The following is a 24,657-nucleotide window of genomic DNA, read 5'->3' as shown; positions in this document are numbered from 1 at the left end:
TGACTTTAACCGACAATTATGTTAAATATTAAGACATCTAATAGTTTGATATCTAATCATTTAGAAGGAAGGAGCACCGTTGATGAAAGATGAATGCGAAGGACATGAGTTATTAGATTTGAACCGATTATTTGTAAAAACAGCTAAAATGCATCGCCGAATTTTTCAATATGAATTTCAAAAGCTTGGCTTAACGGAGGGGCAACCGAAAGTATTAGACTATTTGCATCGTCATAATGGCTGTTCGCAAAAGGAGTTAGCTAAACATTGCCATATTCAACCGGCGACGGTGACGAGTTTGCTCGCACATTTGGAGCGACGGGGATTGATTTATCGGCAGGCTAATCAGGATGATCGCCGAATGACGAACGTTTTTTTAACGGAGATGGGAATGGAGTTAAAATATCGAATTAATCAAGCTTTCCGTCAAATCGATGATTGTTTGTTTGAAGGTTTTACATCATCAGAGCGAGGGCAAATGAAAGAGTATTTAGAGCGAATGTATGAAAATTTGCGTCGAAAGGAGATTGAGGCACATGATTAAACTATTACGCTATTTAAAGGGATCGGCCATCCTTTATGCGATTTTGGCCCCTTTATTTATGCTTGTTGAAGTTTCGATGGATTTAATGTTACCGACGATGTTATCGAATATTATTGACATTGGAATTACAAATGGCGACACGACCTATGTATGGATGACCGGAGCTAAAATGATTGGATTTGCGGTGATCGGATTGATTGGCGGTGTTGGATGTTCCATTTTTTCAACGATTGCTGCTGTCAACTTAGGAAAAAATTTGCGTGATGGATTATTTGCGACGATCCAGTCCCTCTCTTTTTTAGAATTGGATCATTTTAAAACATCATCGTTAATTACGAGATTGACTAATGATATTACTCAGATTCAAACCATGGTGATGATGGGGTTGCGTATTTTAGTGCGAGCACCGTTATTATGCATTGGTGGAATTTTAATGGCTTATCGATTAAGTTCAGATTTATCTGGTATTTTTGTTATTACAATTCCTGTTATTTTAATCTTTGTTGCTATCGTCATGTCACGATCGTTCCCATTGTTTAAAAGTATGCAGGAAAAAATCGATAAAGTGAACAATGTCATGCGTGAAAACTTATTAGGGGTTCGCGTCATTAAGGCATTTACGATTGAACATAAACAAAAAGATCGATTTAATGAAGCAAATGATGATTTAATGAATCAAAGTATTCGTGCTCAGAAATTGATGATTATTTTAAATCCAGTGGTCATGCTTTTAGTTAACTTTAGTATCGTTGCTGTCTTATGGTATGGTGGATTTTTAGTTCAAGCAGGTGTGTTAGAGACTGGAAAAATCATGGCGTTCATCAATTATTTAACGCAAATTATGATGTCGTTAATGATGGTTATTATGATATCGATGAACTTTTCCAGGGCAAAAGCGTCAGCAGATCGTATTAATGAAGTGTTAATGACGGAATCAAGCATTCAAGATTCAAAGAGTCCTGAGGTCATCGATCAGTATGATATTGAATTTAAAGATGTGTCATTTAAATATCATGATCACAGTGAAGAGGTTCTAACGGATCTTTCCTTTAAAATTAAACAAGGAGATCGAGTAGGGATAATTGGTGGAACAGGTGCAGGTAAAAGTTCGCTTGTTCAGTTAATTCCTCGTCTTTACGATGTAAGTTCGGGGGAGGTCTTAATTGGTGGTCGAAATGTTAAAGAGGTAAGCCTACATGAATTACGAGATAAAATTGGCGTAGTTTTACAAGAGAGTATTTTGTTTTCGGGAACAATTGAGTCGAATATTAAATTTGGATATCATGACGCGACGGATGAAGAATTAGACCAAGCGGCAAGAGATGCACAAGCCATGGAGTTTATTCAATTAAAAGAGTCTGGTTATCAGACAGAAGTTGAACAACGTGGGAAAAATTTATCGGGTGGACAGAAACAACGGGTTTCCATTGCAAGGACTTTGATTCGTAAACCTAAAATTTTAATTTTAGATGATTCTTCAAGCGCATTGGATATGGCAACCGAGCGTCAATTACAAGAGGCAATTAAAGAACAGATGACAGGGAGTACGGTGATTATGATTGCCCAACGTATTTCGGCAGTCATGGATGCCAACCAGATTATTGTTCTTGATCAGGGACATATTTCGGGAATCGGGACGCATGAGGAATTATTAAAAACGAATGAAATCTATCGTAGTATCGCCATTTCACAATTAGGAGAGGAGGCGGTTCATCATGGCTAGACCGATGGGGCCAGGGGCCGGACCTGGTGGGCGTTTTCACCAAGCTGAAAAGTTAAAAAATCCGAAGTCAACGATTAAACGATTGCTTGGTTACATGAGTCATAAAATTTATGCCTTAATTTTCGTTTGTTTATTATGTATTATTTCGACGGTTGTTAATGTGTTAGCAACGAATTACTACGGGAATATTATTGATGATTATATTGTGCCACACGATTTAGCAGGGTTAAAATGGATGTGCCTTTTTATCGCTGGCATTTACTTCATTAGCGTGTTAGCCACGTACTTTCAAAATTTAATTATGGTGAAGCTTTCACAAGAAACGACGGCTGAAATTCGCCGAAATTTATTTACAAGTATGCAAAAACTACCGCTACGTTTTTTTGATACACACTCAAGCGGTGATTTAATGAGTCGTCTAACGAATGATGTCGATAACATTAATATGACCTTATCACAAAGTATTACACAAATGTTTTCAGGGATTGTAACGATTATCGGAATGTTAATCGCGATGATTGTATTAAGTCCTGCATTAACAGTGGTCGGACTCATTACGACGCCGTTGATGTTTTTAACTTCACGATTTTTAGTGAAAAAAACTCAACCGTTCTTTATTAAACAACAACAAGATTTAGGAAATCTTAATGGGTACATCGAAGAAATTGTTTCTGGACAAAAGGCCGTTCTTTTATTTTCACAAGAAGAAACGGTTGAAAATGAGTTTGGTAAAATTAATCGTCAATTAACGAAAAGTTCGATTATGGCCCAAGCCTTGTCAGGATTTATGGGACCATTAAATAACTTTATTAATAATATGACCTTTTTAATCGTAGCCGTTGTTGGGGGGATTTTGGCCCTAAACACAACAGGGCTTTCAATTGGGAATATCTTTGTCTTTATCTTATATATGAGAAGTTTTACGCGTCCGATCAATGAGATTTTGAATATTTTTAACACGGTTCAATCAGCATTAGCGGGGGCAGAGCGCGTATTTGAAATTATGGATGAAGCCCCGGAATTAGATCTTGATGGAGCACATGATATAGCTGAGCTCGATGGAGACGTTGTATTAGAACATGTTAAATTCTCATATGATAAAGGAAAAACGATTTTAAAAGATGCGTGTATCCATGCCAAAAGGGGAGAAACCGTTGCGATTGTTGGGCCAACAGGGGCAGGAAAAACGACCATCATCAATTTATTAACAAAATTCTACGATATTGATTCAGGAAATATTTTAATTGATGGTGAAAATATTGACCGCTTGACGCGTTCAAGTTTACGTCGTAATATTTCGATGGTGTTACAAGACACCTATCTTTTCTCTGAAACGGTTCGTGAGAATATTCGCTATGGACGATTAGATGCGACGGATGAAGATGTGATCTTAGCGGCTAAAATGGCGAATGCCCATGCATTTATCATGCAGTTACCGGATGGGTATGATACGATTTTATCAGATAATGGAAGTAACCTCTCACAGGGACAACGTCAATTGTTAGCCATTGCTCGCGCGGTTTTATCAAAAGCAGCTATCTTGATTTTAGATGAGGCAACTTCATCTATTGATACACGAACAGAGGTTCAAATTCAAAAAGCGATGCTGCGTTTGATGGAGGGGAAAACAACTTTTGTTATTGCTCATCGTTTAAGCACGATTAAAAACGCTGATCAAATTTTAGTTTTAAATCAGGGAGAAATTATTGAGCAGGGAACACATGAATCACTGCTTAAATGCAATGGATTCTATGCTAATTTGTATAATAGCCAATTTCGTGAATAGAAATCAAAAACTCTTAAAAGCTAGCGATGATGCTTAGCTTTTAAGAGTTTTTTTATAAGGGAAAAGGAGGGAACGAATCATCAAAAAGTGACATATACTGCTATTAGAATATTTCCTCATTAAATAGAGAGATGAGTAAAATGTCAAAAAACAAGGGGGTGAGAAAATGAAGCGTTGGTTTGATATTATCATTTCAGGTACGTTACTTGTCGCCCTCTCGCCACTGTATTTAATTATTTTTATGCTTGTATATCTTGATATCGGATGGCCTGTTTTTGAGAAACAACGCTATCCTGGCATGAACGAACAGTGGTTTACGATCTACCGTTTTCGTACCATGAATCGGGCATGCAATGAAAAGGGCGAACTATTGCCCGCCAATCAACGGTTAAGTGTTATCGGCTATTATTTAAAAAGGTTTAAATTAGATCGTTTGCCTGAGTTTTATAATGTGTTACGTGGGGAAATGAGTTTAGTAGGACCACGACCAGGATTTATTCGTTCGATTCCTAGTAAAGATGTTAACTTAACTCGCCATTCCGTTTGCCCGGGAATGACAGGGTGGAGTCAATTACACGGAAAAAACTTAACATGGGAAGAAAAGTTAGCCTTAGATTTATACTATGTGAAACATCAAAGTCTATGGTTTGATATTAAAATATTAGTGTTAAGTTTAGGCTTACTTTTTATTAAAAAACCTTTAAAAGTAAAAATAACTAAAAAAGATGAGTGAAACAAAAGGAGATTCACTCATCTTTTTTTACGCTTTTTTTCATAAAGATTTAAGCTTCTTTGTTTTCATCACTTCTTTTAAGTTAAGCTTTTTTAAAAAAGAAAAATAAAGACACGCTCTAGAATGGAATAAGAAACAGACATCTGACCATTTAAAACAAACATTAATGAGTTGTCTTTATAAATGGAATAAAAATTAGTAAAAAAAATGAAATTAATCGCATAAAAGCGCTTGCAACAAAATCGGATGGATGGTATTTTATGTATATAGTCGTTCAGTAAACGGTTACATTAAGAGGAGGGGAATTATGAAATTAACAAATTCAGCTAAATACGCATACGGATTTGGTGCATTAGGAAAGGATTTAGTTTGTGGGGTTGTTGGTGTTTACATTATGTTTTACTTTACAGATGTGATTGGGTTAAACCCGGCATTTGTTGGAACACTTTTTTTGATTGCGCGGGTGTGGGATACAGTAAATGATCCGATGATGGGAATGTTAGTAGACAATACGCGAACAAAGTGGGGAAAATTTAGACCATGGATTTTAATAGGAACTTTAATAAATGCGGTTGTTTTATTTTTCTTATTTAAGAAGCCAGACTTAACAGGGGCCCCATTATATGCTTATTTTTCAGTCATGTATATCTTATGGGGAATGACATATACCATTATGGATATCCCATATTGGTCAATGATTCCTTCTTTAACGCAAGACAAAGAGGAACGAGAAAAAATATCTGTTATTCCGCGAGTGTTTGCAGCGATTGGAAATTTATGTGTAGCAACGTTTGGATTATCGATGGTTCATCAATTAGGTAAGGGCAATCAAGCGAAAGGTTTTGAATATTTAGCGTTAGGAATTTCTATTATTTTTATTATCACCTCTGTTGTGATGTGCTTAAAGGTGAAAGAGCCATCAACGAAAGTTGCTAAGACTAATGCCTCAGAAACGGACCGAGTGACACTGAAACAAACATTTAAAATTATTGGGCAAAATGGTCAATTAAAAGTGTTTATCGTTATTGTGTTATGTATGAACTTAATGTTATCATTTTTAGGCGGAATGGCACTTTATTACTTTAAATATGTGACTCAAAATGAAGGAATGTTCCAAATCTATAATGGATGTGCTGGATTCGCAGAAATTGCTGGTTTATTAATGTTCCCAATTTTAGTGAAAAGAATGGGACGTAAGCATGTATTTAGATTAGGATGTGTCTCACCGATTGTTGGGCTATTGGTATTACTTGTTTGTGGCTTTATTGCTCCTCAAAATACATTATTGGTTGCTATCGGTGCATTTTTAGCTCGAGCGGGAGGAGGATTAATTATCGCCTCATCAACAGTTATGCTTGCTGATGTTGTAGATTATAGTGAGTATAAATTTGGAACGCGAAATGAAAGTATTATCTTTTCATGTCAGACGCTACTTGTTAAATCGGCTAGTGCTTTAAGCGGATGGTTAATTGGAGTCGGGCTTGCTGCCTTTGGTTATGTAGCAAATGCACAACAAACAATGACAACAATGATGGGGATGCGAGGACTAATGTTCGTCTTACCAGCAATTTTTATTGCACTATGTTTCATCGTTTATAAAAAGTATTACAAAATCACAGGGGATTATCATGAGGAAATTATTAAGGAATTAGAGGCACGTCAACAAGCTAGAAAACAAGGGCTAGAAGTTACTAACCTCAGTTATGAATAAAATAAAAAGGGAATTGAAACGAGGGGGTTCAATTCCCTTTTTTAGGTTTTAATGGGGAAGTTGTTTAACGTGAATAGTTGAATGTTGCACCAAGCTCTGCAATTTTAACAATCACATCAACAGCTTTTTCCATTGACGGAACAGGGATATATTCAAATTTCCCATGGAAATTATGTCCACCTGTAAAGAGGTTAGGGGTAGGCAATCCGCGGAATGATAAACCAGAACCATCTGTCCCTCCTCGAATTGGAATAATAAGTGGTTCGACATCGGATTCAATAAGTGCTTGTTTGGCTAATTCAACAATATACATTTTATCTTCAATTTGAAGGTGCATATTGTAATATTGATCCGTTAGTGTCAGTTCAATAGGCTTGGTTGGATATTGACGATTAAACTGCTCAGTTAATTGCTGAATAAATTGTTTGCGTTCATTAAATTTGTCTGAATTAAAATCACGAATGATAATTTTTAAAGTGGCTTCTTCACAGTTACCACTAATTGAAGTTAGGTGGTAAAACCCTTCATATTTTTCAGTTGATTGTGGGGTTTCAAGTTTAGGAAGGTGGTTCATGAATTCGGTGGCAATAAGTCCAGCGTTAATCATTTTGTTTTTAGCATCTCCAGGGTGGACGCTTTTTCCATGAATCGTTATTTTTGCTTCAGCGGCATTGAATGATTCATACTGTAATTCACCAAGAACTCCGCCGTCGACGGTATAGGCAAAATCTGCTCCAAACTTTTCGACTTGGAATTTGGATGCCCCGTGTCCGATTTCTTCATCTGGAGTAAAGGCTACCTTAATGCATCCGTGCTTAATCTCGGGATGCTTCACTAAGTAGTCCATTGCTGTCATGATTTCAGCAATCCCCGCTTTGTCATCGGCACCAAGTAAGGTTGTCCCATCCGTTGTAACAAGTGTTTGTCCCACATATTGATTTAAAGATGGAAAATCATTGGGCGAAAGGATGATGTTTTTTTCTTTATTTAATAAAATATCTCCTCCTTGATAGTTAACAACTTGGGGATTAACATGGGTAGCCGTAAAATCAGGGCTCGTATCTAAGTGAGAGATAAAGGCGATGACAGGGACATCGTGAGAGATATTACTTTCTAATGTTGCATAGACATATCCGTTTTCATCTTTTTCAACTTGAGTTAATCCAATTTCTTTTAACTCCTGAACAAGGATATCCCCAAAGGCTAATTGCGATGGCGTTGACGGAGTTGTTTGGGCCGTGGGGTTTGATTGCGTATCGTATGTGACATAGTTTAAAAAACGTTCCATAACTGTTTTCATCAAGCATTCCTCCAATAATTATTTTGCTTAGTATGTGCATACCGGTTAAGGTTATGTATAGTCTACCATAATTTTGAAAATTATATAAGAGAAGTTGTCAGAAGTTTATGATTCTTTGCAGAAATCATTCGATTGAAGGAAAATGTGTTATAATAAGGAATGGGTATGACAATGAGTGGAAAGAGGGGATAACGTGAAGGAAGAAAGTACATGGTTAGACTATGCGGTCGAGATTGGATGTAGTTTAGGTATAGGGTATTTGATTTCACGCTTTGTTCGTGTGGCGATTGCACGAGGGGAATCGATGCGACCGACGATTAAGAACAATCAGCCCATTTTACTAGATTGTCGCCGTTCACGTAAGCAAAGGCTAAGAAGACAGGATTTGATCGCTTTTCGAGCACACCAAAAAAAGCAGTTGAAGTTTTTCTTAAAGCGCGTCATTGCGCTTCCAGGAGATCATTTGGTGATCGAATCGGGACGCGTTTTTGTTAATGGCCATCTGATTGAAGAGGATTACTTAAATGAACCGATGAACGGTCATAATAAAGTGGACCTCATGATTGACAAAGGAAAGTTATTTGTAATGGGAGATAATCGAAATGATAGTCTGGATTCGCGAAGTCCACGCCTAGGTGTGATTGATATTGAAAAAGATGTACTAGGTGTTGTTGTTCAATTAAAAAAGTAAGGAAGTGATCGAATGACAACGATTCGTAAAGATGAACAGTTAATTTTTATTATAAACGACGAACAGGCGGGACAAACAGTTCGTGAATTTTTACAGGGGTACCATCTATCTCGTAAAAAAATTCATGAGATGTATATGAATAAAAAGGTGAGATTAAACGGGAATAGCGTTTCTTTTGAAACAATCCTTCATGCGTCTGATGAACTGGCTATCGCTCTTTTTGAGGAGGAGGAAATTGATTTTTTACCTCAAAAGATGCCATTAGAAATTATCTATGAAGATGATCATCTATTAATTATTAATAAACCAGCTGGATTAATGGTTCATCCTGATCAAAAGGATGGGAAGGGGACACTTGCTAATGGGGTAGCTTATTACTATGAGAGGCGAGGAATGAAACACCGTGTTCGCTATATTCACCGATTAGATACAGAGACGAGCGGTGGAATTATTTTTGCTAAAACATATTTAGCTCATAGTTTGTTAGATTATTGGTTAAGTGAGAAGAAAATCAGACGTTGGTATGTAGCCCTTGTTTCTGGCACGTTGAAGACGAAAAAGGGGAAAATCGACGCACCAATTGGAAGGGATCGTCATCACGGTGCTCGACGTCGTGTCAGTTCAAAAGGGGATCGTGCGCTTACTTATTATCAGTTAAAACGACAGTATCAAGGATATGCCTTGGTAGAACTAGAGTTGAAAACAGGACGTACGCATCAAATAAGGGTTCATATGAGTCATCTTGGGCACCCACTTCTTGGGGATGTCCTATACGGAGGAGCAAAAGATAAAATGAAACGTCTGGCGCTGCATTCTGCACGGATTGAAATGCTTCATCCAATTACACGTGAACCGTTAATGCTACATATTCCAATACCAAACGACATGAAGCGCTGGATAAAATAATAAAGACCACCCATTAACAAGGTGGTCTTTATTATTTTATCCATTGAGGGTTATTCATCAAACTCTACATGTTTTGCCAAACGCCAATCATATGGAAGGAGATCTTTGAGTGGAACGGCCTTTGTACGATTAATAAGAATTTTGGCATGAATATTTTGGTCGTCAAGTTGACTAATAAACTCTCGACATCGACCACATGGGGGTAATATATTTCCCCGTTTATTGATGGCTACCATTTTTACGATATGACTTTCTCCGGCTGTAATCATAGCGGCAGCAGCCGCGTGCTCTGCGCAAAACCCCATGGAGCATTTAGTTTCAATGCAAACACCTGTATAAATATGGCCACTCTCGGTTAAAATGGCAGCTGCAACACTTCCAGCTTCGGCAGCAGCTGAGAGGTGACGGGGATTTAAAACTTCCGTCGCTTTACGAATTAATTCATCAAACATACAAGTCCCTCCTCATGGTATGAGAGATAGTTGGGTTTATAATAATAGCAGAAAAGAAATTTGAAGTCAATTAGTATTAACTATAGACAAAAAGGAGGATTTTATAAAAGGTAAGTGAAAAAACGGTCTCCTTGTATAAAAAATTTACCAATCTGAGCTTTCGATTAGTGTCTCAATTAATTGCTCGCCATCAATTAAGAAAATAGGTTTATCTTTGGCAAATGTATAACAATCGGCGTCGAATGGGCTTAATGTTACAAATACGCCTTGATCAATTTGTTGGTTTCTCATCATTAAATGAAGACGTTCTAAATAGGATTGAGGAATTTCATGAGTGTTTGCATTTAAAAGGCAGGAAACTAACACTTTTTGATCTTCTAAATACATTTCAATGTCATAAAATTGTTCATTCATTCGTGGCGTTAAAAAAATTCGTTTGAATCCTTTGATCCGAAATAAATCGGCAACAAGTTCCCCAAAATCAGAAGGATTCATCGAAGAAACTTGCTGATAAAGCGCATTTTTTTTCTGCGTTAATTTTTTTTCTGCTAAATCGATACATTGGCTATCTCGTTTTAAATCTCGAGAATAGCATTGGTATTTTAAAAAACAAATCACAACAAATGAAAGTAATAAAAAGAGTAGTGTATACTGTGATGCTGTCCATTCCGCTAAGTCTAGGCTAAAGGTATAGCGAATTTGAATGAGAAAAAAGATGGACAGCAGTAAGGAACAATAAAAGAAAAACATCATTTGTTGACGCGATGATTTTAGTGAGTTTGTAGACATCCTAGGACCCCTCCGCTTAAATAAGTTTCTGTTAGTATGGATACTATTTGAAAAAATTATACCATTTAATGTAAGTTAATTGAGTTTTTTAGCCCACGAGTGGAGGGGGGAAGAAAAAGTCCTATCGGTATGATAGGACTTTTTAATTAGCGTTTTAAAAGTTGTTCTGTCGTACGACGATCTTTAGAAGATTGCGTATAACGTCGAGCTTCAGGTAATGATTTTTTTACCTCTAGACGTGTATCAGGGACGTTTCCTGTACCAAATTCAACATCATTTTTATTTTTAATACTTTGAACAGAAGCATTCATTGGAGATCCCATTTCATTTTTACCCATTGTTTTTGACTCCTTTCAAAATTCCAAGATTTTAGTTGGAATTTTATTAATAGTATGAACGACTCAATGATCAAATATGTATGTTAACGCTCAAAGTTGTCGAATAAAAACGAATGGTTAGTTGTGATTTGATTGGAAGAGACGTGGCATCTTCGTGAAAGAGTGACTGTTTAAAGTGATCAAAAGTGCTTCGTGATGTGGAGGATGAACCGAAGTCATGAAAGAATTCTTATCTTTTTCAACGATAAAAGGTGATAATTAGAGAACTTGGTTAATATAATCAAAATGGAAATGGTTTTAAACGACCGTTAATTTTTGTTTACCTAAAAGAAGTGCCTCCGTTTATAAGAAAAAGAATGGATACCACTGTTTGACCGTCTGTAAAAAGGAGGGATTGATTCATAAACTGAGGTTGACATATCGTGTCATTTTAAAAGTTGTAGGACTGATCAAATTCGATGAAAGAGGGGATATCGAATGAACTATGTGGAGGTCACTGACCAAAAGGAAAGTTTGAATACAAAGACGAGGAAGAATCGAAATCAAAAAAAAGAGGCGATGAGCCGCGTGCCAGAGAGCGCACATAATCTTTTAATGAGAAAGCATTCAAATGATTATCAATATAATTTGGAGTATTTAAAAAAATATCGTTTAGAACATGATCAGTCGGCGCTTGAATGGTTAATTTTTAATAATACTAATTTAGTTCACAAGATTATCGGACGGTATACTAAATTTTATCACCATAAGTTAGATTACGATGATTTATTTTCAGTTGGACTCGAAGGATTGATGAAGGCGATTGAAAAATTTGATTTTAATTACGATAATAATTTTTCAACCTATGCAACGTACTGGATTAAGCAAGCAGTCACGCGAGCAATTGCAGATGAGGGATTTACGATTCGGATTCCTGTGCATATGTTTGAGTCGATTAATCAGGTGATGCGTTATGAACAAAAAGCGGATCAAGGTGACGAACCTATTGATGTGACCGATTTGTGTGGGGAGTTAAATATTCCAAAGGAGAAGTACGAGGCGGTAAAGCGTGTGCAAACCTACATGTTAAAGCCCACCTCTTTAAATGGGTTTGTATCAAAAGAGGATGAGGACACCGAATTACAAGATTTAATCTCAAACGACAACGAGTTGGTGTCAGAAGGAACCTCACGCTTGTACGATAATCCAGAAAAAAAAGCAATGGATGAGGATTTAAAGAATTATATGGATAAAATGATTTTAAATTTAAACCCTCGTGAACAGTTTGTTATTACTCATCGTTTTGGTTTAAATGGAGCCGAACGAAAGACGTTGGAAGAAATTGGTGCGATTGAAGGCGTGACGAGGGAGCGCATCCGACAAATTGAAGCGAAAGCCATGCGGAAGTTACGAACACTTCTCATTCGATATAAAGAGTATTTAATTCATTAAATAAATAGAAAAGGAACCTTGGATGAAGGTTCCTTTTCTATTAAAATATAGATGTGGTGTTTTTATAATTGGGAGGGTCTTTATACGATTCGCATGAGCTCTTTTCAAATAGGAATTCAATCATTTTTATATTTTAATGAGTGTAAAATTTTTCTATTTGTGCCATGAAGAATATGAGCTAGGAAAAGGGAAATACTAAATTTAATGAATGTCTAATCAGTTTAATTGATAGGGAAGTGTTTAAATTTAACTAGAAGGAGGTTGATGACATGATAAAAAAGTAGAGAAAAAAACGTTAGGAACTGCCTATCATCCCTCCCTTCAAAGCCTCTTTCATCTTTATAAAAAAAATCATCCGGAGTCCGCGAAGCGATTTAATCTGATTCGGACCATCAATGATGATAGTTTGCATCCTGGATATGGTTATCACTTTCATCCTCATAAGGAAGTTGAAATTTTAACTTTTATTTTAGAAGGTGAGCTAACATATACCGTGAAGGGGCAAGGTGGGGGATGTATGCGTCGGGGAGATTTTACTTATTTAACCGCGGGAAGTGGGATTGAACATAGCGAGTTTAATTGGGGGGATGTCCCTATGCGAATGATACAGGTTTGGATGAAACCTCAACACAAAAATTTACACCCTCACGTTCAATATGCGACCTTTAATGAGAACTGTCATTTGAACCAATGGTACCTCATGGCATCTGATGCTAAAAATAATCCCATTCAACTTCAACAAAATGTTCAAATTTGGGTATTGAAACAAGAAGGGAATAAAAAAACGGAGTTTTTGGTGGCCAAGAATCAGCAAGCCTATTTAGTTCAATTAGAGGGAAGTTCAACAATAAATGGTGAATGTTTGTCTAGATATGATGGTTTAGAGGTTTATGGAGAGAAAATTCAAATTATGACCGAAAGGGAGGCATGCTTTTTACTGGTTGTGACCCCTTTGTCAATTGGCACGGAACTGAATGAAAAATAAGATAGGATTGAGTTAAAAAGAAAGAGTTGAATAAAAATAGCGTGGTCTATCCTAAAAATAAATTGAGAAATTTGTATAAAAACAAAGGGATTATGTCAAAAAAAATCAAATAGAGTTTTTTTATTCCAATAATTGTGATAAAATTTAGAGGTCAATCGCTCATTTAAATGAATTAATTTTTGAGTAAAAAAATTCAATGTCTTCATGACAGGGTCGATGGGTCTCATTAAAATGTTTCGATAAGAAAGGATGAAATTTATGAAAGTATTAGTAACTGGAGGAGCGGGATATATTGGACGTACAGTTGTTTCTGCTCTTGAAGATCATGGACATACCCCAATTATTTTAGATTCACTCGTAACAGGACGTAAAGAATTTACGGAAGGGAAAATTTTTTATCAAGGGGATATTGCGGATCGTCAAGTGTTAGAAAAAATCTTTTCTGATCACCCAGAAATTAAGCATTGCATTCATTTTGCTGCATTAATTGTTGTTCCCGATTCAGTGGCGAACCCTTATGAATATTACAAAGAAAATGTAGCCAAATCATTAGAATTATTTAAAAATTTACATGAATTTGGTTGCGATAATATTGTCTTCTCTTCTTCGGCTTCTGTTTATGATGTCGTTCCAGGGTTTAAAGTGACAGAGGAGTCTCCGTTAAAACCATCTTGTCCATACGCACGAACAAAATATATGATGGAAATGGTGTTACAAGATTTCTGTCATGCGTATGGAATGCATGGAATTGCTCTTCGCTATTTTAATCCAATTGGTGCTGATCCAAAATTACGCTCAGGATCTCATGTTCAGTTTCCATCGCACGTACTAGCAAAATTATTAGAGGCTGCTTCAAGCGATGAAACAGTGTTTAATATTACAGGTGTGAATTGGCCAACGCGTGATGGTTCAGGAATTCGCGATTATATCCACGTTTGGGATTTAGCCATGGCACACGTTAAAGCATTAGAAAACTTTGATCAAGCGTTTGCCCATGCAGAGAACCCGAATGATTCTTATTTAGTGATTAATTTAGGAACAGGTAATGGGGTAACAGTTAAAGAGCTAGTTTCAATCTTCGAAACCGTTTTAGGGCGTGAAGTGAACAAGAAAGAAACAGATCCTCGTTCAGGAGATGTTGCAGGAGCTTATGCAAGCTGCGAACGTGCGAAAAAATTAATCGATTGGGAAGCGAAATATACGATTGAAGATGGTATTCGAGATGCTTTCCGTTGGGATGATATCCGCGAAACGATTTTAAACTATAATTAGTTAATTAAATGAAGAAATCCCCCTAATTTAATTAGGGGGATTATGTTTGGGGGTCAAGATGAAGCGTAAGGTAAAGTGGTGTCTATTATTAGGATGGATGATTGTTATCTTTTTATTTTCCCATCAGACGGGGCAGCAATCAAGTGAGAGTAGTGGGCTAGTTGAAAAGTTATTTTCTATTTTTCCTTTTTTACCGGATCAAATTTTAGGAGTGGAGTTGCACTTTTTAATTCGAAAAGCGGCTCATTTTACAGAATATTTTATTTTATATCTTTTAATGTTTAGTGTCTTTATAGATTATGCAGTTTTAAGGAGAGTGTTGCTTTATACATTATTTGGCGTTTTTTTATATGCCTGTACTGATGAGTGGCACCAATTGTTTGTTCCCGGACGAGTAGGTTCATTTAAAGATGTCTGCATTGATACTGCAGGTGGGACGCTCGCTATGGGGTTGATTTTGCTATCTTATTATATTCAAATCAAACATAAAAGGGCTTAAAGAATTAATTCTTTGAGCCCTTTTATGTTTGATCAGCTGGATGGCAGCACGATAAAACTTGATCTTGCAGTTTGGCTAATGCCTCCTTAAGTTCCTTGACTTCATTTTTTAAGTCTTCTTTTTCAATGGCTTCAATTTTTTCAAGGCGTCTATCCTCAAGTTCTTGTAAATAGGCCCCTTGCTCTGCGATATACTCAATATTGGTTGCAATAACTTCTAAAAAGTTACCTATTGCCTCTTGCTCCTCAGGGTTATTTGCTTCCATTGCAATTAAAATGGCAATAATAAATCCGAGTGTAACTAATGCGTAAGGGTCCAGTGAAAGTAGAAATGGAAGAAATCTGGGACATTCAGGTGGAACTTTATCCTCTGCCTCAAGTGTTTCTTCATCGGTTTGTCCAAGTTCTGCATCAATGCTTTCACTTGTGAAAAAAGGGGATGGTGGAGGTGGTGGCGGAGGCGGTGAAAAGGCCTGTCTCATAATGATGACCCTCCTCTTTAAAAGGATATCATAATATATACTTATGTTAAAATCTAGATTCTGTTCCTTTAGGTCAAATAAATGGCTAAGTAGATTTCAAGTTTAATGGGGATTATTGAATCGTTAGGGGAGATCATTTGAAAAGAATCCACACAGTGATTTAATAGAAAGAATCATGGGTGATAGAGCGATAGGAAATGTTTTGAAGTTATTCCATTTTGTTAGGTATGAAATGAATAAAAGTGGGGAAAGTATATATAAGTGCAGATACAATGATACTGCCGTTAAACTTTTGTCATGGGGAACGTCTAGGTGCTCACCTGCGGTAAAGTTCTTACCGTTTAAAATGACGTACTATGTTTAGTAGGAGTGCCTCGCAACATAGCGATGATTGGAGGGCGATTATAACGGTTTAAAAGAGTGGTGTGAGTAATTATGGGTGAGAGGGTGGGCTCATAGTGACACTTAACGTGTTCAAAGTGAAAGGATTGTTATTCCGTTTACTTGTCTGTTAAAAAGGATATAGCAGGAAAGTTGGATAAAATAAATATGAAGTTATTGATGGTGATTAAAGATATTTTATTAAAAGGTTTAATGGTTGATCAGACGTTTTAATCGAATACTTACCTTAAAATCTTACCGTAGAGAGGAGGAACTGCTACGAGACAGCGTATAGCTAAACAGGGGCTAACCGTTGCAACGGTATAAATAAGATTAGCTCAACGAAAAAATTTGAATTTAGGTATAGGGTTGTCGGTGCTTGAAGTGGCGGTGTTATTCATGAAAAAGTTATTTATATTAGTGAGTCTTTGTATCACGTTGATGTTAATGGGGTGTCAAGGAAAGACAGAGTCTAAAGTTTTTCAAGTGCTAAATGAGCATATTAAATTGCAAAATGAGTGCAATCGGCAGTATGAGACGTTAACTGAGTTATTCAGTCAGGAAACGGTTCTTTATAATCAACTGATGGATCAAGGATTTGAAGACTTTGAGCAGATAAAACCTTTAGTCGACGAGGGAAGTCAATTAGTTAAAGAGATTGAATCACAACTTCAGGATTATCAAACATGTGTTGATGAAGCAAGTTTAGATGAAAAGGAACTAGGAGCAGTGGACAGTGAACCATTAAATCAATTAGTTTCAACCTATCAAATTTACGAACAGGAGTTGGAGCAATATACGCAGTCATTAATTTCATTAAATGAGGCACAACAAAATTTTTATGAGGTTATTAATGATCAAGTATCCATTGCTACACTTGATGAGCGCATAACAGCTATTAATTTAGCTATTGATGAGGCAAATACCCATTCGATGAAAGAACAAGAAGCATTAGAAAATTTCAATCAGCTATATAAAGAATATGGTAAAATGAAATAGATTGCCTCACTCATTAAAGTCGAAGTTTTACATCGGCTTTTTATGAGTGCTCCACTTTAAATCCATTCATCGCGCTACCTATTAGGATAAAAAGGCGAGGTATTTAAAGAGTCACGCAAGAAGAGATTGCTTATCAAGAGAATGGAGGGAATAGCAAAACAAAACCTTGGTTTTGCTCGTTGAAGAATGAAAACTATTTTAGCTGAAAAACAAGCACATTTTATTGATGCGTTAGCCATCCGTACCCTAGTATTTATTGGCGAACAGGATGTTCCAGTTTGGGAAGAAATTGATGATTACGATCGCTTTGTTCCTCTATTTGTGATTTATGAAGGAAATCGGGCATTAGGCACAGCGCGAATTATTCCCAAAGAAAAGGGGATTTATAAAATTGGTCGTGTGGCGATTAGACAGGAAGCCCGTAGTCGGGGTGTTGGAAAGAAATTGATGCAAGATGTTATGAACTATATTAAGAAGGAGACAATGGCAAAGGAGATTTGTTTAGATGCTCAATTAACAGCTGTTCCTTTTTATGAAAAATTAGGATTTAACGTTTATGGGGAAGTTTTTCAGGATGCTGGAATTGATCATATTTCCATGTCTTATAAAGGATAATGCTATAAAAAAAGTTCACTTCAAATGAAGTGAACTTTTTTTATGCAAAGGTTAAGTGTAACGCAGACTCTGACGTAGATTCGTTAGATTCTTCAGGTAATTCTTGGTGGTACATGGCCAATTTAGGTTCATTATTAATTGCACGGATAAATTGTTCATATTGGGTTCCCGACTGTACCATGACTTCTAGGCAAGCTAAGATTTCGTGTTCAGCCAATGGACGTAATGTATATTCAAGAACATTGCATTCTTGTCCATGGGCAAAAGTAATGTCGTATTCAATCATTGTGCGTGCAACAACGTGAGATGATTGAATAAAGCCAACATAATCTAAGCCTAAATCTGGGCGATGTGTATCTTTATGTTTAAACTCAATTTGTTGTACAAACTGATAATTTTCAAAAATTGGACGTGGTATTAACATAGAATCTACTCCTCTACTTGAAATGTGTTACCGGTTATAGAAATAGTGTAACCCATCTCTTTTAATAAAAAAGGAGAAAAAAGGCGATAACCCCTCCAATATTATCAACAAAAAACGACAATACTAAAGGGGTTATCTGCATTTATAAAGTTGGTTTATTCGCCTGCAACTGCTAATGACTGAATAAACAGGGTTGGAGAACCAACCGTTGAAGGTCCAAATTCGAGATCATTTCCAATTTGTTTGATGTTTTTTAATAAGTCAAAGAAATTTCCGGCAATGGTCATTTCATGAACAGGATCCGTTAATTGTCCATTTTCGATTAAAAAGCCATTTGCTGATAAAGAAAAATCGCCGGAAATGGCATTTAATCCGCAATGAAGTCCTTGCACATCCGTGATGTAAATTCCATTGAACGCCGCTTTTAGAAGGTCTTCTAATGGAGAGGCCTGAGGCTTGATGTACATATTGGTTGGTGAAATGTTAACGGAACTTTTAAAGCTTGCTCGTGAAGCGTTGGCAGTAGAGGTCGTCTTAAAAATCTTCGCTGTTGTTAATGAGTGGAGATAGGTCATTAAGACACCATCGGTGATGACTTCCTTTTTATAGGTTGCTACACCTTCTCCATCAAAGGAAGAACTTCCTAAACCATTTGGAAGATGCGGGTCGTCAATGAGGGTAACGATGGAGCTTGCAATTTGCTTTCCAATCTGTCCTTTTAATCGTGAGAGGTCTTTAATGACTGCATCCGCTGAGAAGATACCACTCATGGCCTCTAAAATATCACCGGCTACTAAGTTTTTTAAGACAATCGGATAGGTTCCAGATTTGACCTTTTTAGCACCCAGCTGCGAAAGGGCAGAATGGACGATTTTTTTTGCGAAAGACTCTGCTTCGTAATCGCTAAAGTCTGTACTAATAATAAAATCACCATCATTTTTGTTTTCGCCATTTTCACTTACAAGGACGCTAACATAAGCGTAAGCAAAATTTTGTCGCTCACTCACATCAAGCCCTTTTGTATTTTTTAGAATCACTTCACTTGCACCATTTGAGAAAGAGCAATAGTCAACCGATTTAACGCGTGGGTCCAAAGCAAAACATGCTTTTTCTATGGCCTTTAAGAACTCAATCTTTTCTAATGCGGTTACCTCATTAAAGGAATGATGGTAAAGTTCTAGCTTTACATAATCCTTATCCCCCGCATAAAGTTGCTCGTTTTCTTCCTTTTCCATCACTGAAGCATTGTCAATGACACTTGAGATGATGAATGGGATGGAAGAATCATCACATTTCTCAGTATAGGTGTATCCCATTTGACCTTGATAAATTCCTCGAAATGATAACCCTTGAGTTTTTGAGACAGAGTAGGCATCAACATTTTGTTCGAATACTTTGCAAGAAAAATTATCGTTTTTTACAAGATAGACTTCCATGTCTGTTAATCCAGCCTCGTATCCTGCTTTAAATAGTAAATCGATATTTATCATTTATTATTCCCCCTTTGCACCACCAACGGTAATTTCTTTCACACGAATAGCAGGCTGCCCGACATCGGTTGGAATAGAACCACTGGCTGCCCCACACATTCCCTGGGCACGGGATAAATTATTTCCTACCATATCGATTTGATGTAAAATTTCAGGTCCATTTCCGATTAACATCGCACCACGGATAGGTTCTGCAATTTTTCCATTACGGATAATGTATCCTTCATTCACGGCGAAATTAAAGTCACCTGTTCCAGGGTTCACAGAACCGCCACCCATACTTTTTGCATAGAGACCGTACTCCGTATTTTTAATCATTTCATCCAAGGTATGATTACCATTGGCAATAAAGGTATTTGTCATACGAGAAGTCGGTGCAAATCGATAGTTTTGGCGTCGTCCAGAACCTGTTGATGCCATATTCATTCGGCGACCATTTAGTTTATCAATCATATAACTTTTTAAGATCCCGTTTTCAATTAATACTTTTCGTTGTGTGGGGGTTCCCTCGTCATCGACATTTAACGATCCCCATGCATTTTTAATCGTACCGTCATCGATTGCTGTGACAACGGGACTTGCAATTTGCTCACCGAGCTTATTTGAAAAAACAGAGAGCCCTTTAGCAACGGAACTAGCTTCTAAACCGTGTCCACACGCCTCATGGAAAATGACACCACCAAATCCATTATCCATGACAACTGGCATTTTTCCACTTGGACAAAGACCAGCATTTAACATTGTGACAGCTTGGCGGGCTGCGTCGTTTGCAAAGAAATCAGTATCCAAATTCTCGACAAACTCAAACCCCTGTAAGGCACCAGGGCCGTATGCCCCTGTTTGCATTTCTGAGCCATTAGAGGCGACAGCGCGGATGGATAATCGTGTATAGACGCGCGTGTCTTCAACAAGGGTTCCTTCAGTATTGGCGATCAGTACGTGTTGTTTTCTTTCAGAAAGACCAGCAGCGCTTTGACTAATAGATGGATGATAGTCTTTAATCACTTGGCTAATTTGACGTAATTTTTCGACTCGACGCGAGGCGGGAACATCGTTTAAATCAGTTTGGACAAGGTGCTGATTCATGATGTTTTGACGTACTAAATTTAATGGTTTTTTTAACACAGGGCCGATTAGAGCAGAGGCAATTTCACGCGTTGTTTTTAATAGATTATCGCGTGAGGCATCATTTGTATATCCGTAAACTGAATTTGTTCCTTGAAAAAGTCGAATTCCAATTCCAAAATCTTGGCCTCGATTTGCTTTATCTACTTTGCCGCCTACTAAATCCATTGATTGGGTTTGTGTTTGTTCGACGTAAAGTTCAGCGAAATCTGCCCCATAGGACATCGCCTCATCCAAAACATCGTTAATTAAGGCTTCGTTTAACATAGGTTTATACCCCCTTTTTATGCATTATTAATTATTATACCATATTATGGATGAAAAACTACGTGGGCAGATTAAATAAATAGGAAAGTTGAGACAAACGATATAAATAGAGGCTGTTGTTTTTTATAAGGCTGTGCTGTTGATTAGAAAGATAAAAATGGGAGAAGAGAGTGGTACAAGAAATTGAGGAGGCTGATACATTTATACAATTGTTTTGTTTTATAGGAAGAATAGGTGTTAAGTTAAAGGATCATACTAAATGAAAGGTTATAAATGATTATTTATCAAAAGATAGAAAGTGAGTGAATGTCTAACTATGATTCATTATCTTGGCTTTATCATCGGATTTGGGGTGAGTCTTTTTTGTTCCGGTCTATTGATGATTCGTTATTTACATCGCAAGGAGAAGACTCCTACATCGGAGTAACTGATGAGGATTATATGGGTTGGATAAATAGAGGATGAATTATGTTGCTAGGGGAATTTCTTTTGGGGCAAAGGTCATAAAAGATGACGAACAAAGAAGAGTCTGGATAAATTTGTTATATAATTTTGTTTTTTACTAAAATAACAATTGAAAAGAAAGCGGTTTACTTATATAATGAAAAGGAATTTGATAGAGGATTTTAAAAAGGCTAATAAACCAGATGGGACTCTGATTTATTGTTATGGAGGGGGACGGAATGTTTACTTGTCAGGAAATTAAATCATTTAATGCGCTAGAGTTAGAGGTTTATAACTATATTATGAGACATCAAGATCAGGTCGTAGAGATGAAGATAAGGGAACTAGCAGATGCTACCCATGTATCGACGACCACCATTTTACGTTTTTGTAAGAAAATTGGATGCAATGGATATTCTGAGTTTAAATTAAAATACAGAATGTATTTGAATCAGGAAGACAAACGAATCCAGTCTGCCGACACTGCTATCTTATTAGATTTTATAAATCGAGTGGAATTAGAAGAGTTTAATCAAAAATTAGATGAGGTAGCGGGGTTAATTTACTACGCACAAAAAATTATTTTTATTGGTATTGGAAATTCAGGGATATTAGCTAAATATGGTGCGCGATATTTTTCAGGAGTCGGAAAGTTAGCCCAGTATATTGATGATCCATTTTATCCAGTACCTCCGGGCTATTATGATGCATCTGTTATTATTGCGCTCTCTGTTTCCGGAGAAAGTAATGAGACAATTAACCAGTTAAAACGATTTACGGGTTTTAACTGTGCAACCGTAGCTATTACTAGCAGTGAAAAAAATACGATTTCTAAAATTTCTGATCTGACAATTAGTTATAACTTTCCGTTAGAGCGAACGTCTGTAGAGTTAGATCTAACAACGCAAGTACCGGTCCTACATATTTTAGAAAAGTTAGGTAAAAAAGTTCAATCACTTTCTTTCAATAAGGCTATATAAAAAATAGTTTAATAATGACCCTACATGAGGATGTTAAATCGAATAGGTAGGGTTTTTTTATGCCCAAAAGATGAAGTCTTTGTTTTTTTTATGTAACAAATTCCTAAAAATGCTAATTGTTATTTTGGATTTGTAAAGTGTTGCCAAAAATGTAAGCGCTTGTTATTATAGCGGTGTAGGAAGAAATTAATGATACTTGGGAGGGAAAGTTTATGTCTAGTTCATTTGGAAAAGATTTTTTATGGGGAGGGGCTGTAGCTGCTCATCAACTTGAGGGTGCGTGGAATAAAGAGGGAAAAGGGATTAGTATTGCAGATGTTATGACAGCAGGTTCGCACGACATTCGTCGAGAAATTACTGATGGAGTGTTGGAGGGAAAGTATTATCCTAATCATACGGGGATTGATTTTTATTCGCGATATAAAGAGGATATTGCCTTATTTGCCGAAATGGGTTTTAAGTGTTTTAGAACATCGATTGCCTGGTCAAGAATTTTTCCAAATGGAGATGAGTTAGAGCCAAATGAAGCGGGATTAAAGTTTTATGATGATTTATTTGATGAATTATTGAAGTATCAAATTGAACCGATTATTACACTTTCTCATTTTGAGATGCCTTATTATTTAGTAAAAGAGTATGGAGGTTTTAGGAATAGAAAGTGTATTGATTTCTTTGTAAGATATGCTGAAACAGTTATGAGACGGTATAAGGACAAGGTAAAATACTGGATGACGTTTAATGAGATTAATAACCAGGCCGATTTTGAAGAGGATATATTTCCTTTTTGTAACTCAGGAATTTTGTTTCATGAGGGGGACAATCGTGAGGAGGTCGTTTATCAGGCAGTACACCACGAATTAGTGGCAAGTGCTAGGGTGGTAAAAATAGGACATCAAATAAATCCAAATTTTAAAATCGGGTGTATGATGGCGATGGTTCCCCTTTATCCGTATTCATGTAATCCAGATGATGTCATGCTTTGTGAAGAAGAGATGCGAAAACGTTGGTATTATGCTGATGTTCATTGCCGAGGTGCTTATGGAAACTATGCAAAGAAATGGTGGAAACGTAAAGGTCTAAATATTGTAATGGAACCAGGAGATGAACAAATTTTAAAAGAGGGAACGGTCGACTTTATTGGGCTAAGTTATTATATGTCCGGAGCCATAAAGGCTCATTTAGAGAATAAGGGAGATGTAGCATTTAAAAATTTTATTAAAAACCCATATATACAAGAATCAGATTGGGGATGGCAAATAGATCCAGTAGGACTAAGATATACATTAAATCTTCTTTATGATCGATACCAGCTTCCTTTATTTATTGTTGAAAATGGGTTTGGTGCAGTGGATCAACAATTAGAGTCTGGTGAAATAAGAGATGATTATCGAATTGAATATTTAAAAACTCATATAAGGGAGTTACAAAAGGCTATCGAATTAGACGGAGTTGATGTTATTGGATATATGCCTTGGGGATGTATTGATTTAATCTCATTTGGAACAGGTGAAATGAAAAAACGTTATGGTTTTATTTACGTTGATCGTGATAATGAAGGAAATGGAACATTAGCTCGATATAAAAAGTTATCATTTAATTGGTATCAGCAAGTTATCAAAAGTAATGGAACCGTACTTTAATAGGGGGGAAAATAGTGAAGGGAAATGAGTTAATTAGTTTTCAAATTATTTCATCCGTTGGCACTGCACGTAGTTTATACGTAGAGGCCATTCAGGAGGCAAAAAAGGGAAATATAGATGGAGCAAGGCAATTAATTGAAGATGGAGTAAAAATATTTGTGGAGGGGCATCGAGCACATGCCTCACTCATTCAAAAGGAAGCAGAAGGAGAACAGACAGCATTTAGTTTATTGTTAATGCATGCCGAAGATCAATTGATGACAACAGAAACATTAAAAATTATCGCAGAGGAGTTTATTGATATCTATCAAGATAAATTTAATCGCTAAGGGGGAATTGAAAATGTTAAAAATTAAATTATTTTGTGCGGGTGGAATGTCAACAAGTATTTTGGTGAAAAAAATGTTAGAGTCAGCTGAAAAGAAAGGGATTGCGGTAGAGATTGCTGCTTATCCTGAGGCACAGATGGATCAGCAAACAGACGATTGTGATATTGCGTTATTAGGACCACAGGTAGGGTATCGTTTAAAAACAGCACAACAAATTTGCAAACCAAAAAATATTCCGGTTGCGGTTATTCCAATGATCGATTATGGAACGATGAATGGAGAGAAAGTATTAGAGTTTGCATTGAATTTAAAATAAAATAGG

25 protein-coding genes and 1 pseudogene are annotated in these 24,657 nt (G+C 36.6%); 18 read left to right on the top strand and 8 right to left on the bottom strand.

What is annotated here, in order from left to right; translation table 11 throughout:
• Window positions 1-82: 82 nt before the first annotated feature.
• The 5 genes from AC6I0I_RS07150 to melB all read left to right on the top strand — a co-directional run bounded on the left by AC6I0I_RS07150 (window position 83) and on the right by melB (window position 6,497).
• Complete coding sequence (locus AC6I0I_RS07150) at window positions 83-544, top strand: MarR family winged helix-turn-helix transcriptional regulator (RefSeq protein WP_161832002.1); 462 nt, start codon at window positions 83-85, stop codon at window positions 542-544.
• Entirely contained in the window at window positions 537-2,267 is a 1,731-nt protein-coding gene (locus tag AC6I0I_RS07145) for an ABC transporter ATP-binding protein (protein ID WP_262953907.1), read from the top strand. The genes AC6I0I_RS07150 and AC6I0I_RS07145 overlap by 8 nt, the downstream gene beginning before the upstream one ends.
• A complete protein-coding gene (locus tag AC6I0I_RS07140) occupies window positions 2,260-4,053 on the top strand; it encodes an ABC transporter ATP-binding protein (protein ID WP_262953906.1) in 1,794 nt (597 codons plus the stop codon). Before AC6I0I_RS07145 ends, AC6I0I_RS07140 begins: the two co-directional genes overlap by 8 nt.
• A 166-nt stretch (window positions 4,054-4,219) precedes the next feature.
• A complete protein-coding gene (locus tag AC6I0I_RS07135) occupies window positions 4,220-4,786 on the top strand; it encodes a sugar transferase (protein WP_262953904.1) in 567 nt (188 codons plus the stop codon).
• 307 nt (window positions 4,787-5,093) lie between these two features.
• Window positions 5,094-6,497, top strand: a complete 1,404-nt coding sequence (gene melB, locus AC6I0I_RS07130) for a melibiose:sodium transporter MelB (protein ID WP_161832006.1) — start codon at window positions 5,094-5,096, stop codon at window positions 6,495-6,497.
• 64 nt (window positions 6,498-6,561) lie between these two features.
• Here the strand turns inward: melB and pepT are convergent, their stop codons facing one another.
• On the bottom strand, window positions 6,562-7,797 hold the full coding sequence (gene pepT / locus AC6I0I_RS07125; protein ID WP_161832007.1) for a peptidase T: 1,236 nt from the start codon (window positions 7,795-7,797) through the stop codon (window positions 6,562-6,564).
• Between the two features lie 193 nt (window positions 7,798-7,990).
• Here pepT and lepB point away from each other — a divergent pair, with 193 nt between their 5' ends.
• Window positions 7,991-8,488 (top strand): signal peptidase I, encoded by a 498-nt coding sequence (gene lepB, locus AC6I0I_RS07120; protein ID WP_161832008.1) that lies wholly within the window; start codon window positions 7,991-7,993, stop codon window positions 8,486-8,488.
• 12 nt (window positions 8,489-8,500) lie between these two features.
• Complete coding sequence (locus AC6I0I_RS07115) at window positions 8,501-9,394, top strand: RluA family pseudouridine synthase (protein ID WP_161832009.1); 894 nt, start codon at window positions 8,501-8,503, stop codon at window positions 9,392-9,394.
• A gap of 50 nt (window positions 9,395-9,444) precedes the next feature.
• On the opposite strand, the gene AC6I0I_RS07110 is transcribed toward AC6I0I_RS07115, so the two are convergent.
• The 3 genes from AC6I0I_RS07110 to AC6I0I_RS07100 form a co-directional block, all read right to left on the bottom strand.
• Window positions 9,445-9,846 carry a cytidine deaminase family protein gene (locus tag AC6I0I_RS07110; RefSeq protein ID WP_262953903.1) on the bottom strand — a complete coding sequence of 134 codons (402 nt, stop codon included), beginning with the start codon at window positions 9,844-9,846 and terminating at the stop codon, window positions 9,445-9,447.
• Between the two features lie 144 nt (window positions 9,847-9,990).
• The gene (locus tag AC6I0I_RS07105; protein WP_262953902.1) at window positions 9,991-10,635 is read right to left on the bottom strand and encodes a restriction endonuclease; all 645 of its coding nucleotides are present in this window, start codon (window positions 10,633-10,635) and stop codon (window positions 9,991-9,993) included.
• Between the two features lie 146 nt (window positions 10,636-10,781).
• Window positions 10,782-10,973, bottom strand: coding sequence for a hypothetical protein (locus AC6I0I_RS07100; protein ID WP_161832012.1), 192 nt, complete (start codon window positions 10,971-10,973; stop codon window positions 10,782-10,784).
• Between the two features lie 477 nt (window positions 10,974-11,450).
• Here AC6I0I_RS07100 and AC6I0I_RS07095 point away from each other — a divergent pair, with 477 nt between their 5' ends.
• The 5 genes and pseudogenes from AC6I0I_RS07095 (at window position 11,451) to AC6I0I_RS07075 (ending at window position 15,160) form a co-directional block, all read left to right on the top strand.
• Window positions 11,451-12,404 (top strand): sigma-70 family RNA polymerase sigma factor, encoded by a 954-nt coding sequence (locus tag AC6I0I_RS07095; protein WP_161832013.1) that lies wholly within the window; start codon window positions 11,451-11,453, stop codon window positions 12,402-12,404.
• Between the two features lie 340 nt (window positions 12,405-12,744).
• Window positions 12,745-13,011, top strand: a pseudogene (locus AC6I0I_RS07090) (pirin family protein); the annotation flags it as partial.
• Complete coding sequence (locus tag AC6I0I_RS07085; protein ID WP_317453428.1) at window positions 13,000-13,389, top strand: pirin family protein; 390 nt, start codon at window positions 13,000-13,002, stop codon at window positions 13,387-13,389. The pseudogene AC6I0I_RS07090 and the gene AC6I0I_RS07085, both read left to right, overlap by 12 nt.
• 258 nt (window positions 13,390-13,647) lie before the next feature.
• Entirely contained in the window at window positions 13,648-14,661 is a 1,014-nt protein-coding gene (gene galE, locus AC6I0I_RS07080) for a UDP-glucose 4-epimerase GalE (RefSeq protein WP_161832840.1), read from the top strand.
• A 58-nt stretch (window positions 14,662-14,719) separates the two neighbouring features.
• On the top strand, window positions 14,720-15,160 hold the full coding sequence (locus tag AC6I0I_RS07075; protein ID WP_161832841.1) for a VanZ family protein: 441 nt from the start codon (window positions 14,720-14,722) through the stop codon (window positions 15,158-15,160).
• 22 nt (window positions 15,161-15,182) lie between these two features.
• Here the strand turns inward: AC6I0I_RS07075 and AC6I0I_RS07070 are convergent, their stop codons facing one another.
• Complete coding sequence (locus AC6I0I_RS07070) at window positions 15,183-15,641, bottom strand: hypothetical protein (RefSeq protein ID WP_161832842.1); 459 nt, start codon at window positions 15,639-15,641, stop codon at window positions 15,183-15,185.
• Between the two features lie 780 nt (window positions 15,642-16,421).
• Here AC6I0I_RS07070 and AC6I0I_RS07065 point away from each other — a divergent pair.
• Window positions 16,422-17,021: a YkyA family protein gene (locus AC6I0I_RS07065; protein ID WP_161832843.1), complete on the top strand. Its 600-nt coding sequence runs from the start codon at window positions 16,422-16,424 to the stop codon at window positions 17,019-17,021.
• A 186-nt stretch (window positions 17,022-17,207) separates the two neighbouring features.
• Window positions 17,208-17,636 (top strand): GNAT family N-acetyltransferase, encoded by a 429-nt coding sequence (locus AC6I0I_RS07060; RefSeq protein WP_262953901.1) that lies wholly within the window; start codon window positions 17,208-17,210, stop codon window positions 17,634-17,636.
• A gap of 40 nt (window positions 17,637-17,676) precedes the next feature.
• On the opposite strand, the gene AC6I0I_RS07055 is transcribed toward AC6I0I_RS07060, so the two are convergent.
• From AC6I0I_RS07055 to AC6I0I_RS07045, 3 genes are all read right to left on the bottom strand, one after another.
• The gene (locus AC6I0I_RS07055; protein ID WP_161832845.1) at window positions 17,677-18,060 is read right to left on the bottom strand and encodes a hypothetical protein; all 384 of its coding nucleotides are present in this window, start codon (window positions 18,058-18,060) and stop codon (window positions 17,677-17,679) included.
• Between the two features lie 155 nt (window positions 18,061-18,215).
• A complete protein-coding gene (locus tag AC6I0I_RS07050) occupies window positions 18,216-19,550 on the bottom strand; it encodes a TldD/PmbA family protein (RefSeq protein ID WP_262953900.1) in 1,335 nt (444 codons plus the stop codon).
• A 3-nt stretch (window positions 19,551-19,553) separates the two neighbouring features.
• Window positions 19,554-20,942 (bottom strand): TldD/PmbA family protein, encoded by a 1,389-nt coding sequence (locus tag AC6I0I_RS07045; protein ID WP_161832847.1) that lies wholly within the window; start codon window positions 20,940-20,942, stop codon window positions 19,554-19,556.
• 683 nt (window positions 20,943-21,625) lie between these two features.
• On the opposite strand from AC6I0I_RS07045, the gene AC6I0I_RS07040 reads away from it, so the two are divergent.
• From AC6I0I_RS07040 to AC6I0I_RS07025, 4 genes are all read left to right on the top strand, one after another.
• Window positions 21,626-22,366: a MurR/RpiR family transcriptional regulator gene (locus AC6I0I_RS07040; protein WP_161832848.1), complete on the top strand. Its 741-nt coding sequence runs from the start codon at window positions 21,626-21,628 to the stop codon at window positions 22,364-22,366.
• Window positions 22,367-22,578: 212 nt separating this feature from the next.
• Window positions 22,579-24,006, top strand: a complete 1,428-nt coding sequence (locus AC6I0I_RS07035; protein ID WP_262953899.1) for a 6-phospho-beta-glucosidase — start codon at window positions 22,579-22,581, stop codon at window positions 24,004-24,006.
• A gap of 14 nt (window positions 24,007-24,020) precedes the next feature.
• A complete protein-coding gene (locus AC6I0I_RS07030; RefSeq protein WP_161832952.1) occupies window positions 24,021-24,335 on the top strand; it encodes a PTS sugar transporter subunit IIA in 315 nt (104 codons plus the stop codon).
• Window positions 24,336-24,348: 13 nt separating this feature from the next.
• The gene (locus AC6I0I_RS07025; RefSeq protein ID WP_262950890.1) at window positions 24,349-24,651 is read left to right on the top strand and encodes a PTS sugar transporter subunit IIB; all 303 of its coding nucleotides are present in this window, start codon (window positions 24,349-24,351) and stop codon (window positions 24,649-24,651) included.
• Window positions 24,652-24,657: the final 6 nt, after the last annotated feature.

The organism is Turicibacter sp. St.80E1 (genome assembly GCF_059728495.1).
The sequence above is the reverse complement of the archived record's forward strand: the minus strand, read 5'-3'. Positions and strand labels throughout refer to the sequence as shown.

What these genes read in the sequence shown, in the direction of transcription:
- AC6I0I_RS07135 (WP_262953904.1), top strand. Translation starts at nt 4,220, where the DNA reads ATGAAGCGTTGGTTTGATATTATCATTTCAGGTACGTTACTTGTCGCC.
- AC6I0I_RS07110 (WP_262953903.1), bottom strand. Translation starts at nt 9,846, where the DNA reads ATGTTTGATGAATTAATTCGTAAAGCGACGGAAGTTTTAAATCCCCGT.
- AC6I0I_RS07100 (WP_161832012.1), bottom strand. Translation starts at nt 10,973, where the DNA reads ATGGGTAAAAATGAAATGGGATCTCCAATGAATGCTTCTGTTCAAAGT.
- melB (WP_161832006.1), top strand. Translation starts at nt 5,094, where the DNA reads ATGAAATTAACAAATTCAGCTAAATACGCATACGGATTTGGTGCATTA.
- AC6I0I_RS07115 (WP_161832009.1), top strand. Translation starts at nt 8,501, where the DNA reads ATGACAACGATTCGTAAAGATGAACAGTTAATTTTTATTATAAACGAC.
- pepT (WP_161832007.1), bottom strand. Translation starts at nt 7,797, where the DNA reads ATGAAAACAGTTATGGAACGTTTTTTAAACTATGTCACATACGATACG.
- AC6I0I_RS07050 (WP_262953900.1), bottom strand. Translation starts at nt 19,550, where the DNA reads ATGATAAATATCGATTTACTATTTAAAGCAGGATACGAGGCTGGATTA.
- galE (WP_161832840.1), top strand. Translation starts at nt 13,648, where the DNA reads ATGAAAGTATTAGTAACTGGAGGAGCGGGATATATTGGACGTACAGTT.
- AC6I0I_RS07075 (WP_161832841.1), top strand. Translation starts at nt 14,720, where the DNA reads ATGAAGCGTAAGGTAAAGTGGTGTCTATTATTAGGATGGATGATTGTT.
- AC6I0I_RS07065 (WP_161832843.1), top strand. Translation starts at nt 16,422, where the DNA reads ATGAAAAAGTTATTTATATTAGTGAGTCTTTGTATCACGTTGATGTTA.
- AC6I0I_RS07140 (WP_262953906.1), top strand. Translation starts at nt 2,260, where the DNA reads ATGGCTAGACCGATGGGGCCAGGGGCCGGACCTGGTGGGCGTTTTCAC.
- AC6I0I_RS07070 (WP_161832842.1), bottom strand. Translation starts at nt 15,641, where the DNA reads ATGAGACAGGCCTTTTCACCGCCTCCGCCACCACCTCCACCATCCCCT.
- AC6I0I_RS07025 (WP_262950890.1), top strand. Translation starts at nt 24,349, where the DNA reads ATGTTAAAAATTAAATTATTTTGTGCGGGTGGAATGTCAACAAGTATT.
- AC6I0I_RS07055 (WP_161832845.1), bottom strand. Translation starts at nt 18,060, where the DNA reads ATGTTAATACCACGTCCAATTTTTGAAAATTATCAGTTTGTACAACAA.
- AC6I0I_RS07045 (WP_161832847.1), bottom strand. Translation starts at nt 20,942, where the DNA reads ATGTTAAACGAAGCCTTAATTAACGATGTTTTGGATGAGGCGATGTCC.
- AC6I0I_RS07105 (WP_262953902.1), bottom strand. Translation starts at nt 10,635, where the DNA reads ATGTCTACAAACTCACTAAAATCATCGCGTCAACAAATGATGTTTTTC.
- AC6I0I_RS07095 (WP_161832013.1), top strand. Translation starts at nt 11,451, where the DNA reads ATGAACTATGTGGAGGTCACTGACCAAAAGGAAAGTTTGAATACAAAG.
- AC6I0I_RS07145 (WP_262953907.1), top strand. Translation starts at nt 537, where the DNA reads ATGATTAAACTATTACGCTATTTAAAGGGATCGGCCATCCTTTATGCG.
- AC6I0I_RS07150 (WP_161832002.1), top strand. Translation starts at nt 83, where the DNA reads ATGAAAGATGAATGCGAAGGACATGAGTTATTAGATTTGAACCGATTA.
- AC6I0I_RS07040 (WP_161832848.1), top strand. Translation starts at nt 21,626, where the DNA reads ATGTTTACTTGTCAGGAAATTAAATCATTTAATGCGCTAGAGTTAGAG.
- AC6I0I_RS07035 (WP_262953899.1), top strand. Translation starts at nt 22,579, where the DNA reads ATGTCTAGTTCATTTGGAAAAGATTTTTTATGGGGAGGGGCTGTAGCT.
- AC6I0I_RS07085 (WP_317453428.1), top strand. Translation starts at nt 13,000, where the DNA reads ATGCGAATGATACAGGTTTGGATGAAACCTCAACACAAAAATTTACAC.
- AC6I0I_RS07060 (WP_262953901.1), top strand. Translation starts at nt 17,208, where the DNA reads ATGAAAACTATTTTAGCTGAAAAACAAGCACATTTTATTGATGCGTTA.